Here is a 12,402-nt window from a genome sequence, read left to right as displayed (position 1 = left end):
ACCAGACTATGCCGGTCAGCCTTGGGGTGTGTTGCGTAAATGCAACATAACGCGAGGGCTGAGCGACAGGCTGCTTTTTTAGATTGTTATGTTATATTGTACCAAATAATGCTGCGCTTCCCGAAATCATTTTTCTGGATGTGAGCCCGCCCCGCCATGATGCGCCTATGGTTTTCCGCCCGTCCCCATTCACCGGCCATGCTTCTGGCCATGACCATTCTGACCCCCCTTGCCAGTGCGATGGGCCAGGAGCCGGTGCTGTCCGCCGCTGCCGCCAGCAGCACCGCCACGACGGGGGAAAAGGATGTAACCCGTCCGTCTTCCGCGCCCGAGACCATGACCGTCACCGCACGGCTTGACCGCGCGCGGATGCAGCTCCAGCCCTCCACGGGGGCCACGGTGCATGCCTTCAGCCGCAGGGCGCTGGAAACCATTCCGGGCGGTGACAACGCGGGACTGAACAGCGTGCTGCTGCAAGCCCCCGGTGTGGCACAGGACAGTTACGGCCAGATCCATGTGCGCGGTGACCATAACGAGGTGCAGTTCCGCCTGGATGGCGTGCAGCTGCCCGAAGGCATGAACGTGTTCGGTCAGACCCTCATGACCCGCTTTGCCGACAACCTGTCCCTTTCCACCGGCGCGCTGCCGGTGCAGTACGGCTTCCTGCAGGCGGCGGTGGTGGACATCACCACCAAGAACGGGACGACCAACAAGGGCGGCAACGTGTCGATCTATGGTGGCGCGCGCGACTACTTCTTTCCTTCCGCCCAGTATGGGGGGCAGTATGGAAAGTGGGATTACTTCTTTACCGCCGATTACGTGCATGACCGGGTAGGGATCGAGAATACGACCGCCTCCTTCAATGCGCCGCATGACCTGAGCAACCAGTACCACTTCCTGGGGCACCTGCGGTACACGGTGGATGAAAACACGCGGATCAGCCTGATTGCCGGGGTATCGAACGCCGAGTACCAGCTACCCAACAATGGCGGCCAGCCGCTGTTTGACCAGAACTACACCGCACTCCTGCCCAATGCGCCAGGCAGTGGCGACCTGAACGAGCACCAGAAGGAAATCACGGATTTCGCCATCCTGTCGCTCCAGAAGGAGATCGGTGCGTTCTCGCTCCAGACCTCGGTCTTCTCGCGCTACAGCAGCCTTGGCTACAGCCCTGATCCCAATCTGGGGGACCTGGCTTATATGGGCATAAGCCAGCATGCCGAACGGTCGGTCATGTCCACCGGCACGCAGAGCGACGTGACCTGGCGGGTGCGCCCCGACCATACCATCCGCTTCGGCTTCCAGGTCTTTGCCGAACGCAACATCACCAAGGCGGACGCCACGGTGTTCGATGCCAATGACCAGATGATCAACATCCATACGGGCAATGGCCGCACGGGCGATATCTATGGCCTGTATGTGCAGGATGAATGGCGGCCGCTGCGCAATGTCACGGTCAATTACGGCCTGCGCTTTGATGGCGTGGGTGAATACACCAACGAGCACCAGCTCAGCCCGCGCATCAATGTGGTATGGCGCGCATGGAAAGGCGGCGTGCTGCATGCGGGATATTCACGCTATTTCACGCCGCCGCCGTTCGAGGTGGTGGGGGGGACCGACCTGCAGCAGTTTGCCAATACGTCCGGTGCCGCGGCATCAAATGGCAGCAGTACGGTCAAGTCCGAGCGTGATCATTATTTCGATGCCGGGATCGAGCAGACCATCCTGCCCGGCTGGCGCGTGTCGTTCGATGCCTATTACAAGCTGGCGCATAACCTGATTGATGAAGGGCAGTTCGGGGCACCGATCATCCTGTCCGGCTTCAATTACCGGCGGGGACAGGTCAATGGCTACGAATTCTCGACCTCCTATGATCGCGGGCCGCTTTCGCTCTATGGCAATTTCGCGTGGTCGCGCGCCATCGGCAAGGACATTACAAGCGCGCAGTTCAATTTCGCCGCCGATGACCTGGCCTATATCAGCCAGCACTGGATCCATCTGGATCATGACCAGCGCTGGACCGCCTCGGCCGGGGGGGCCTACACATTCTTCCATCGCACCGGGCACCCGACGCGCCTTTCGGCCACCATGGTGTATGGCAGCGGGCTGCGGCAGGATTCGGATGTGCCCAATGGCGGGGTGATCCCGCAATACGCCACCTTCAACATGTCGGTCGTGCAGTCCTTTCGTGACCTGTTCCATTCCCGTTTCCTGCGGACCACGCAGTTGCGGCTGGATGTGACCAACCTGTTCGATCACCCCTACATGCTGCGCAGCGGCACGGGCATTGGCGTGGGCGCACCGCAATACGGGCTGCGCCGCACGATCCTGACCGGGATCTCGCAGTCTTTCTGACCGGCCGTGCAGGCCAGCAGGGCCGTTGCGGGTAAAGCATGGTCCAGAACGCTTCAGGGGATGCCGTCTTTTCCGGGAAGGCGGCATTCCTTTCCGCTTCCATGCCGGTTTGCATTGCCCTGACGGCAGGGTGGGGCAGGCTGTTTTCCCGGACCGGCAGCGTCATGCCAAGGGCGCCGGTATAAAAAAAGGGCGGCCCCCTGGGCCGCCCCTGGTCATGTCGCCCGTCAGGGCAGGGGGTCAGGAATTGATCCGTTCGCCATGCAGGCTCATGTCCAGACCTTCCATTTCCTCATCCCGGCTGACACGCAGCCCGATGGTCAGGTCAATGGCCTTGAGCAGGATGAAGCTGATCACCGCGCACCAGATGATGGTCACGCCCACGGATTCCGCCTGCGCCACCAACTGGTGGAAGGAGCCGACCACGCCCTCGGGGCTGGCATCGGTGGCGGAAAGCGGGCCATAGGCGAATACGCCGGTCAGCAGCGCGCCCACAATACCGCCAATGCCATGCACGCCAAAGGCATCAAGGCTGTCATCATAGCCCATCATGTGCTTGAGCCCCGTAGCCCCCCAGAAGCAGATCACACCGGCCAGCAGCCCGATCACCAGCGCGCCACCGGGCAGCACGAAGCCAGCCGCAGGCGTAATGGCCACCAGTCCCGCCACGGCACCGGAGATGATGCCCAGCACGGTCGGCTTGCCGGTCTTCATCCATTCGGCGCACATCCACGATACGCCAGCGGCGGCGGCGGCAATCTGGGTGGTGGCCATGGCCATGCCCGCACGGCCGTTCGCCCCCCCGGCCGAACCCGCGTTGAAGCCGAACCAGCCCACCCACAGCAGCGAGGCACCGATGACGGCATAGGTCAGGTTGTAGGGGGAGAGGTCTTCCTCCCCATATCCCTTGCGGCGGCCCAGCACCAGGGCGGCGACCAGACCGGCAATACCGGCATTGATATGCACGACCGTGCCACCGGCAAAGTCGATCGCGCCGATCTGGCCCGCAACCCAGCCACCCGGCCCCCACACCCAGTGGGCCACCGGCACATAGACCAGCAGGCCCCACAGGATGGTGAACACGCACATGGCGCTGAACTTCATGCGTTCGGCAAAGGCGCCGGTGATCAGGGCGGGCGTGATGATGGCGAACGTCATCTGGAACGTCATCCACACGCTTTCGGGAATGGTCATGGCGGTTGCGGCGTCAGTGCCCGCGGCCATGGTGAAGGGCACGTCGGCACCCTTGCTGATTCCCGCGCCCATGCCGTTGAGCATGACACGCGACAGGCCACCGATGAAGGAATTGCCCGATGTGAAGGTCAGGCTGTAGCCCAGCACCATCCACACAACCGTCATGATGCAGCATATGCTGAAGGACTGCATGAGCGTGGCCAGCACGTTCTTCTTGCGGACCATGCCGCCATAGAACAGGGCCAGGCCCGGAATGGTCATCAGCAGCACGAGTGCCGTGCTGACCAGCATCCATGCGGTATCGCCCGTGTCGATCGCGGGGGGGGCGGCATCAGCCGCCATGGCGGGCAGGCCGCGCAGGGACACGGCGGTTACGGCTGCGGCCAGCCCCGCATGGCGTCCGATCTTGCCAATCTTTGTGATCACAGCGCGTTTTCTCCGGTTTCCTGTGTCCTGATACGTATTGCCTGTTGCAGGTCCAGAACAAAAATCTTGCCATCTCCGATCTTGCCGGTGCACGCGGCGCTCTGGATCACCTCCACCACCTTGTCGCACTGGGTGGCGGGCACCGCGATCTCGAGCTTGATCTTGGGCAGGAACTGGATGTTGTATTCAGCGCCACGATAGATTTCGGTCTGGCCTTTCTGGCGGCCATATCCCTTCACTTCGGTGGCCGTCAGGGCATCCACCCCGATGGAGTGCAATCCCTCGCGCACCTCATCCAGCTTGAATGGCTTGATGATGGCAATGACAAATTTCATTTCGTTCCCTTCCTGCCCTGCCCCTGGAAATTCATTTAGCTGCCTCTGTTCCGTAAAGGCAACCATATCTGTAAACAATATGAACTGGCTACTGTCTTTACGCCGCAGTTTCATACCCCGGGGCAGGTGTGGCCATTGTGCATGCCCCGCCACCCGCTCCCGGAGCAGGGCATGACAGGGGGCAGGTGCGTTGTCGATATCATATCGTAATGAACAATGCAGCACTTCCCGTTCCGGTCTTTCGCATGCTGCCGGCCCCGCCGCCCGCATGGGCCGGGGGCGTGTGTCACCTGTCCGGTTCCGTGTCCATGCATCCCTGCAAAGTCGGCTTGCGCCCGATCCCCGATCCGGCCTACCTCATAACGTCATGTCCGCACCCGCTTCCTCCCCTTCCGCTTCCGTGTCCCATACGCCGTGGCCGGTCATGGCCGTCGCGGTCGTGGTGACGGGCATCCTGTCGGGACTGGGGGGAACGGTGCTGTCGCTGCTGCTGCACATGATCCAGCACCTGGCTTACGGCTACGGCCAGCCGGGCGGCCCGCATACGTTTGTGCAGGGGGTCAGTGCCGCCCCCGCGTGGCGGCGGATGGCCGCACTGTGCGCGGCGGGCGTGGTGGCGGGTGTGGGCTGGTGGGCGCTGGGGCGTTTCGGCAGGCCGCTGGTCAGCATTGGCGGGGCCGTGGGCAAAACGGAGCTGGGGCGGCCGATGCCGCCGCTCTCCACCCTTGTGCACCTGCTGCTGCAGATCGTGACCGTGGCCCTGGGTTCCCCGCTGGGGCGTGAGGTGGCGCCGCGTGAACTGGGTGCCGTGCTGGCCACCGGCACGGGCCGCATGCTGGGGCTGGTGGCGGCCGACCGGCGCATCATCATCGCGTGTGGGGCGGGGGCCGGGCTTGCGGCGGTGTACAATGTGCCGCTGGGTGGTGCGCTGTTCATACTGGAAGTGCTGCTGGGCACCATGGGCCAGCGCGCGGTGCTGTGCGCGATGGGGGCCTCGGCCATCGGGGCATGCGTGCCATGGGCGGTGCTGGGTAATGTGCACCAGTATGAAACCGGGGCCATGGCGGTGACCATGCCCGTGGTACTGTGGGCACTGTGCGCGGGGCCGGTTGTCGGCATTGCGGCGCATATGGCCAGGCGCGTGATGGCTGTCGTGCAGAACCGGGCGGCGACGGGGGTGTCGCGTATCGGCTGGTGTCTGGTGGTGTTTCCGCTGCTGGGGGTGGCGACCTGTTTCTATCCGCAGCTGCCGGGCAACGGGCGCGGGCCGATGCAGCTGGCACTGGCCGCCCAGATGGGGGTGCAGCTGGCCGCGGTGGTGCTGGTGCTCAAATTCGTGGCGATCATGGGGGCGGTGCGGGCCGGCGCGGCCGGTGGCCTGCTGACCCCCAGCCTGGCCATGGGGGCACTGCTTTCCACCGTGCTGGCGGGGGTGTGGAACCTGTTCCTGCCGCCGGTTGCCATGGGTACGGTGGCGCTGCTGGGGGGCATTGCCTTTCTGGGCACGTTCATGTCCATGCCGCTTACGGCCATTGCCCTTGGCATCGAATTCACGCAGCTGGGGCATGACATGTGGGTACCCGTCCTGCTGGCTTCGGCCAGTGCGCTGCTGGGCTTGCGGGTCTGCGCGCGTGTGGACGGCGCACCGGCCCCCACGCTGCGGCCTGCGGCACCGGGCAGCATGTCGGCACGCTCCTGACCCGGCGGGTGGACGGAAAAAGGCGGCACCGTTGCCGATGCCGCCTTATCCTGAGGACAGTCGCATATCTGCTATAACGAACCGTCAGCCCCCTTCATTCCATGCGGGCGTGTCCCGGCGCAATGGGCGCGTGCTCACGTTTGGATGACTTCACGCCATCGTGCCCCGATGGCCTATTTCTCGGCAAAGGGGTCGAAGTCGCCATCGTTTTCACGCACGCTCCACCAGCCCCTGTTCCACTGTTCATAGGCGGGCAGCGTTTCGTCGAACGGGTTTTCGATCAGTGGCTCGCCCTTGGTGGCGGCAGCCTTGCCCTGATCGAAGGCGCTGGTCGTGGTCTGGTCGGTCATGTGCGGTTCCTGTCCTGTCTGCCTGTGCTGGTGCAGGCTTACACCATGCGCCGCAGGCCCGCAGCCCCACCGGGGGGAAGGGGGTAATGCGCTGGACGCAGGTGTTCAGGCCGTGGTGCCATAGGTCATGCCGCGATCGCGCAGCCAGCGGCGGTAGGCGACCGACATGCGGTCCGCCATGGTCGGGATTTCGGCCCCGGCGGAAAGCGGCAGCCGTCGCGGGCGCTGGTTTTCCAGTATGATGCGATCCTGCAGGAAGATGGTCTGCTGGAACTCCACCAGGTCGGCCAGGGGGGATGCCTCGTCTATCAGGAACATCACCGGATGCGCCCGCGCGCATTCCTGCGTCATGGGCTGGACGAACAGGGCGATCACGTCAAAGCGTCCGGGCCGGGCGGGACAGGTCTTGTACAGAAGCGTCACAAACGGGCCTGCCACGCGGTACAGGTATTCGGTATCGATCCCGTCGGTGGCGGACAGGGCGGCCTGTGGCTGGTAGAAATGGCAGTCCGTGGCCCAGATCTCGTTGCCGCCTTCACGCAGTTCTATGGTGTAGCGGGCGACTTCCGTGTCCGGCTCGGCCCCCAGGATGTTGGTGTGCACGAAGGGGAAATGCGCCATGTCGAGAAAATTCTCGACGATACGCGGCGCGGAGGTGCGCACCGTGAACACCCCGCAATCCACCAGCCTGCGGTCCGGTTCCAGCGCTTCGTCAATGGCGGGAATATCACCCGCAGGGGTGCCGGGGCAGGTCCACAGGCAGCCATGGCGCGCCCGCACGGGCAGCAGGCGCTTTTGGGTTACGTCACAGGCGAATGGCCTGCCCTGCGCGTCATGGCCGAAGGTGATGGGCCGGTCCAGCAGCATGGTGTCGGTCGGCATGCTGCGCAGTTGCGAAAGGGGACTGATGACATGCCATTGGTCCATAACGGTTTCATCGGGGGGAGTGATCTGTGTCATTGCCCGGTTCCTGCCTGCGGTATGCCATGGCGCGTCATGGTATTGCGTGAAAGAATACGGGCCATTGTGCGCCACCCACGGGGCGGTATGCAATGATCCGGGCCGGATGAAGGGAAAAAGGCGCAACAGATGGAAAGATGGCATCCGGTCAGTGTCCTGTCCGACCTGCACCGTGGGGAGGTCGCGGGTGTGCGGATTGACGGGCACGAGGTCGTGCTGTGGCGTGAGGACACGGACAGCGCCACCCTGCATGCGTGGGAGGACCGCTGCCCCCATCGCGGCATGCGGCTGAGTTTTGGCTTCGTGCGCGAGGGCGCGCTGGGCTGCCTGTATCATGGCTGGCAGTTTGGCGGCACGGCGCGGTGCAGGCTGATCCCGGCCCACCCCAACGTGCGCGTGCCCGCCGCCATCCAGGTGCGTACCCATATGGTGCGTGAACATGCGGGCCTTGCCTGGGTTGGCATGGACGGTGCGGGGGCTTTTCCCGCCACCATGCCGGTACCATGGCCGGTGGTGCAGCCGGTGCGCAGCGTGCATGTGTCCGCCGGGGCCGGGCTGCTGCGCCATGCGCTGGGCATGCACGCGGATGTGGCCATGACATGGCGCGGCCCGGTCGGGCTTGCGGTGCATGCGCCGGTGGCGGGGCAGGCCATGCTGCATGTGGTGCGGGCGCGGGATGCGCAGGCCCCGTCCCCGCTGGTGCTGTCACGCTGGGCGGAGCGGCTGCGCGACGGGGTGGAAGGCGGGGGTGACACCACCCGGATCATGGGGGAACTGGCATGAGCGACGCACTGGTCCTGCATGACTGGACGCCGGATGTGCGCTGTTATGCCGTCCGCCTTGGCCTGTCGCTTATGGGGCTGCCCTTTGCCACGCGCGCGGTGGACATGGACCTGGCGCCCGGGCAGCGCCCCGCGGGGCTGGAATCCGGCCTCTGCCCGCCCGTGCTGCAGGCGGGCAGGACGCGGTTGTCGCGCCCGTGCACGATCCTGCTGTTTGCCGCCCGCCAGCCCGGCGTGGCCCCCACATGGCTTGACCCCGTGCAGGGATGGGCGGTCATGGACTGGCTGGATTTTGGTGCGACCGCGCTTGATACGCTGGCCACGCTGCGTACGGCCGCCTTTGGCACCACGCTGCCGGTCCTGCCCGGCACGGCCCCGCTTGAAGCCCTCCTGCGCCGGATGGAAGACCACATGGCCGCCCGCGCCCTGGCGGGGGAGGCATGGTTCGCAGCGCCCGCGCCCAGCATTGCCGATGTGGTGCTGTTCGTGGTGTTCGCGCTTTCGGCCGATCTGGGGGTGGAGCGTGACACCTGTCCCGCCCTGCGGCGCTGGGCGCGCGGGCTGCGGCGCCTGCCGGGTTTTGTCGTCATGCCCGGTGTGCCGGATTATGCCTGACGGCCGTGACACATACGCTTACATGTTTGGATACATGACCCTTCGCATGCGTTATGGGATAGGGAATCTGGACCGGGCGCAGGCCCGCCAGCCGCGTTTTGCATCTGTTAAGTATTATAGGGAAGAATAATAAACATGAACGTAAAGCTGTTTGCACCCCGCCGCGCGGCGGTGGCCCTGGCTGCCGTCGTGGCGGGAGGTGTTGCCGCACTGTCCGCGCCGTCCCGGCCCGCCCTGGCGCAGGCCCCGGTGATCGTGGGCAACCAGACGGCCACCGCCATTGTGGAAAGCGTGGACCACGACGCGGGCATGATCCTGCTGCGTGACAAGGCGGGCAATCTGGATACCGTGCGCGTCGATCCCGACCTGCGCGCCAAGCTGCCGGTCCTGCACCCCGGTGACAAGATTGGCCTGCGCATCGTCCGCACCATTGATGCCGCCATCGCGCCGCCGGGTTCCCCCCTGCCCGAATCGACCGAGAATGCCGCCGGCACCCGCACCGGCCCGCACCCGCATGGCATGATGGTTTCCTTCAAGCGTGAGCGTGTGAAGGTGACGGGCGTCGATACCACCCGCAACCAGGTGGTCTTTGTCGATCCCGATGACATCACCCGCGTCGTGCTGGTCCGCCAGAAGGCAATGCAGGAATTCCTCAAGACCCTCAAGCCGGGCGATGAGGTGGACACCACCGTGATGGATGCGGTGTCGTTCTCGGTACTCAGCCAGCTTCCGGCCTGACGGCGGCCAGCGGCGGCCGGTGGGCGGCGGGATAGTCCTCCGCCCATTGCAGCGGCCCGCGCTGGTCCAGGAAGCCGGGAATGTCGCGGATGATCCGCCCGGCCTGTTCCAGACAGGCCATGGCCTCGACCTGGGCCGGGGGGCGCTGCGTGATCGCATCGGGCGGGCACAGCATGCCGGCCGCGCGGATCAGGGCGGCTGCGGTCAGCAGCGGGTTGTGTGCCAGTTCGGCAAACGTGTCCAGCGCATCGTAAATGGCCGTGCGCTGGGCATTGTCTATATCCGGGCTGGTGGCGATGCTGCGGATGCGCTCGACCAGCCGCCCCAGTGACAGGGTGGCCAGCGCCGCATCGATATACTGGTGTATGACGGCAGGCCTGGCGAAGAAGGACAGCCGCATGGCCAGCCGGATCACCTTCTGTAGCTGCAGGTTCTCCCATACCAGCCATTCCGTGCCCTGCCTGCGGCCCGACAGCGCCAGCCTGCGCAGGCTGCGCGTGAGCGAGGTGACAAGCCGGGCCGCGTCCAGCCGGTGGTTGGGCGGCAGGATGACCCGGAACGACAGCACCAGCATGATGCAGCCCATAAGCAGTGCCATCCATCCGTTGAACAGGCCGATGTCATTATAATAATGGATCGGGTTGTTCACCTGCAGCATCACGGTGGCAAACACGCCGTAGCCAAACGCGCCAATGCCGAATTTGGGGTGGAACTGCAACCATACCCCCGGCAGCAGCATGATGCACAGCGACAGCCATAGCAGCGGATAGCCATCGATCTGCGGCAGCAGGTAGATATGGCACAGAAGCCCCGCCGGCACACCCAGCGCCGTGCCCGTGGCCATGAGCCCCGCCGCCCGTGAGGCGGAGGGCAGGGTGGACAGCAGGCTGGCCGCCGCCACCACGTACAGCATCATGGTCGGTCCCGCCGTCCAGTGCAGAACATACCAGATCAGGGCGGTCAGCAGGGTGATCGTGGCGCCGCGTGCGCCGTTGCGCAGGGCCGTGGGCCATTCCAGATAGGGTTGCAGCCGCAGCCTGCGCCCCGCGCTGCCGCGGCGTGACAGGTCAAGCAGCGCGGTTTCGATCTGGCCCACCAGGTCCTGTATGTCATCAAGGAACAGCAGCGACTGGGGGGAAATGCTCTGCCGCGCGCGGGCAATCATGGCGTCACGCGTCAGGCGGATGCGTGCGCAGCCTTCCGGCCAGGCGGATTCCAGCGTGCGGCCTTCGGTCAGGTCCATGAGGTGGCGCAGCATGGCCACGATCTCGCCATGCACCGCGCGGTCCTGCGCGGTGTCCGGCGCCGTGATGGTATGCGGGTGATAGGACGCCACGATGCCCGAAAGCCGCGCCAGCCCCGCGCGGATCTCGCGCTGGCGCACGCTTATGTCATAATTGTCGGTCGCGGCATATTCCACCGCATCCGACAGGCGGCCGATCCGCGCCAGCATGGCGGCACGGCTGTCATGGAAGTCGGACGGCAGGGCGCGGAACGTGGTGGCGGGTGGTCCCTCCGCGCCGGGGGCCGCGACATCCGCATACCCCTGGTGGAAGGCCAGGATATAGCTGACCGTGTCACGGAACAGGGCATGGATCTGGGTGAACAGCGTATCCGACCGGCGTGGGGAGGTCACCATGAAGACCGTGGCCGTGGTCACGATGCCCACCACCACGGCGGAAAGCCGTGACATGGCGCTGAGGAAGATGCCGTCCGGGTCCCCGAAGGCGGGGGCCGAGATGATGACGATGGTATACCCCGTCAGCACGGCGGCATAGGCACGGAACAGCCGCAGGAAGGTGGCAGCCATGCAGGCCAGCCCCACCACGAACGACAGCCCCATGAAATACAGCACCGGCGACTGTACGAACACCGCCATCAGCCCCACGCTGATGGCAGCACCGATAATGGTGCCGATTACACGCCACACGCTTTTGGAAACCAGTGCGCCCACGGTGGGGTTGGCCACGATCATGACCGTGGTGACCGAACTCATGGGGGACTGGAGCTGGAAGGCAAAGGCCAGGAACAGCGCAATGCCGACCGAAAGCAGCGCCCGCGCGCTGAAGGCCGCCGTGGTGCGCGTGGCGGCCCACTGGGTATCGCTGGCGAAACGGCGCATGAAGCTGGACAACATCTGGGTGCGGACTCCCGGCTGCGGCATGGGCGCTTCCTGATAACGCATGCCGCGCGAAGATAAAGGGGGCTGGGCCTGCAATGTATTGTATGACAATTAATGCCATGTCAATTATATTGGCGGGACAGGCATTGCCAGGCAGCGCGCGGCTGCCGGGCAGCCATCGCATAAAGGGGTCATGATCCGCCGCCCGCTCTCATGCTATCGGGCAGGGGCGGGTCCTGGCGCGGCCCGGTGGTACCAGCAGGGGATGAGCATGACCGGACGTTCACCATTGCCCGATATCAAGGGCGCGGGTTTCGAGGATATGAGGATGACCTTCCTCACCATGCGGCTGGCCAATACGTGGCGGCTCGTGCTGGACCGTGCCCTGCGGGCGGAGGGGATGAGCATGGCCATGATGCGTCCGCTCGCCTACCTGATGATGCTGCCCGACGGGATCAGCCAGCGCACCCTGGCCCAGTCCATGAATACCGACAGTTCGGCCCTGGTGCGCGTGCTGGACCTGCTGGAAGGCGAGGGACTGGTCGAGCGCCATCCCGACCATGATGACCGGCGTGCCAAGAACCTGGTCCTGACCGCGCGTGGCCGGCGCAAGTGCGAGACCTTTCACGCCACCTGCGCGGCCATAGAGGCCCGCGTGCTGCGCGGCCAGCCACCCGAGCATGTTCAGGCCATGATGCGGGTGCTGGCCGGGGTGCTGGGGCGGGCCGAAGCCGTGATGGAGGAAGGCGACGCAACGCCGTGTGCCGGGCAGGCGCTGTAAATGACCTGCATCAGTTCGTATCCTCCCGCACTGGTATAGGACGGG

11 protein-coding genes are annotated in these 12,402 nt (G+C 65.0%); 6 read left to right on the top strand and 5 right to left on the bottom strand.

All coding sequences use genetic code 11. The features are described from left to right. Nucleotides 1-210: 210 nt before the first annotated feature. The gene (locus tag GWK63_RS13285; protein ID WP_007397622.1) at nucleotides 211-2,355 is read left to right on the top strand and encodes a TonB-dependent receptor; all 2,145 of its coding nucleotides are present in this window, start codon (nucleotides 211-213) and stop codon (nucleotides 2,353-2,355) included. A gap of 240 nt (nucleotides 2,356-2,595) precedes the next feature. Here the strand turns inward: GWK63_RS13285 and GWK63_RS13280 are convergent, their stop codons facing one another. Continuing rightward, nucleotides 2,596-3,975, bottom strand: coding sequence for an ammonium transporter (locus GWK63_RS13280; RefSeq protein WP_007397623.1), 1,380 nt, complete (start codon nucleotides 3,973-3,975; stop codon nucleotides 2,596-2,598). Next, the gene (locus GWK63_RS13275) at nucleotides 3,972-4,310 is read right to left on the bottom strand and encodes a P-II family nitrogen regulator (protein ID WP_034929552.1); all 339 of its coding nucleotides are present in this window, start codon (nucleotides 4,308-4,310) and stop codon (nucleotides 3,972-3,974) included. The genes GWK63_RS13280 and GWK63_RS13275 overlap by 4 nt, the downstream gene beginning before the upstream one ends. Nucleotides 4,311-4,677: 367 nt before the next feature. On the opposite strand from GWK63_RS13275, the gene GWK63_RS13270 reads away from it, so the two are divergent. Next, nucleotides 4,678-6,009 (top strand): chloride channel protein, encoded by a 1,332-nt coding sequence (locus GWK63_RS13270; protein WP_007397625.1) that lies wholly within the window; start codon nucleotides 4,678-4,680, stop codon nucleotides 6,007-6,009. Nucleotides 6,010-6,182: 173 nt separating this feature from the next. Here GWK63_RS13270 and GWK63_RS13265 read toward each other — a convergent pair whose 3' ends face one another. Together GWK63_RS13265 and GWK63_RS13260 are read right to left on the bottom strand one after the other, a co-directional pair. Continuing rightward, entirely contained in the window at nucleotides 6,183-6,359 is a 177-nt protein-coding gene (locus GWK63_RS13265; protein ID WP_007397626.1) for a hypothetical protein, read from the bottom strand. Between the two features lie 105 nt (nucleotides 6,360-6,464). Further along, nucleotides 6,465-7,319, bottom strand: a complete 855-nt coding sequence (locus GWK63_RS13260; RefSeq protein ID WP_034929556.1) for a vanillate O-demethylase oxygenase — start codon at nucleotides 7,317-7,319, stop codon at nucleotides 6,465-6,467. Between the two features lie 129 nt (nucleotides 7,320-7,448). On the opposite strand from GWK63_RS13260, the gene GWK63_RS13255 reads away from it, so the two are divergent. From GWK63_RS13255 to GWK63_RS13245, 3 genes are all read left to right on the top strand, one after another. Further along, on the top strand, nucleotides 7,449-8,102 hold the full coding sequence (locus GWK63_RS13255) for a Rieske 2Fe-2S domain-containing protein (RefSeq protein WP_007397628.1): 654 nt from the start codon (nucleotides 7,449-7,451) through the stop codon (nucleotides 8,100-8,102). Then, entirely contained in the window at nucleotides 8,099-8,716 is a 618-nt protein-coding gene (locus GWK63_RS13250; RefSeq protein ID WP_007397629.1) for a glutathione S-transferase family protein, read from the top strand. The genes GWK63_RS13255 and GWK63_RS13250 overlap by 4 nt, the downstream gene beginning before the upstream one ends. A 135-nt stretch (nucleotides 8,717-8,851) precedes the next feature. After that, a complete protein-coding gene (locus GWK63_RS13245; protein ID WP_039998639.1) occupies nucleotides 8,852-9,454 on the top strand; it encodes a preprotein translocase subunit YajC in 603 nt (200 codons plus the stop codon). Here the strand turns inward: GWK63_RS13245 and GWK63_RS13240 are convergent. Continuing rightward, nucleotides 9,435-11,639, bottom strand: a complete 2,205-nt coding sequence (locus tag GWK63_RS13240) for an FUSC family protein (RefSeq protein ID WP_039998640.1) — start codon at nucleotides 11,637-11,639, stop codon at nucleotides 9,435-9,437. The two genes, GWK63_RS13245 and GWK63_RS13240, sit on opposite strands and share 20 nt — an antisense overlap. Nucleotides 11,640-11,847: 208 nt before the next feature. On the opposite strand from GWK63_RS13240, the gene GWK63_RS13235 reads away from it, so the two are divergent. Then, nucleotides 11,848-12,357 carry a MarR family winged helix-turn-helix transcriptional regulator gene (locus GWK63_RS13235; RefSeq protein WP_223846544.1) on the top strand — a complete coding sequence of 170 codons (510 nt, stop codon included), beginning with the start codon at nucleotides 11,848-11,850 and terminating at the stop codon, nucleotides 12,355-12,357. Nucleotides 12,358-12,402 lie beyond the last annotated feature (45 nt).

This window comes from Komagataeibacter rhaeticus, assembly GCF_011611525.1.
GTDB classification, from domain to species: domain Bacteria; phylum Pseudomonadota; class Alphaproteobacteria; order Acetobacterales; family Acetobacteraceae; genus Komagataeibacter; species Komagataeibacter rhaeticus.
Note: the sequence above shows the minus strand (reverse complement) of the source record. Positions and strands in the feature narration are given on the sequence as shown.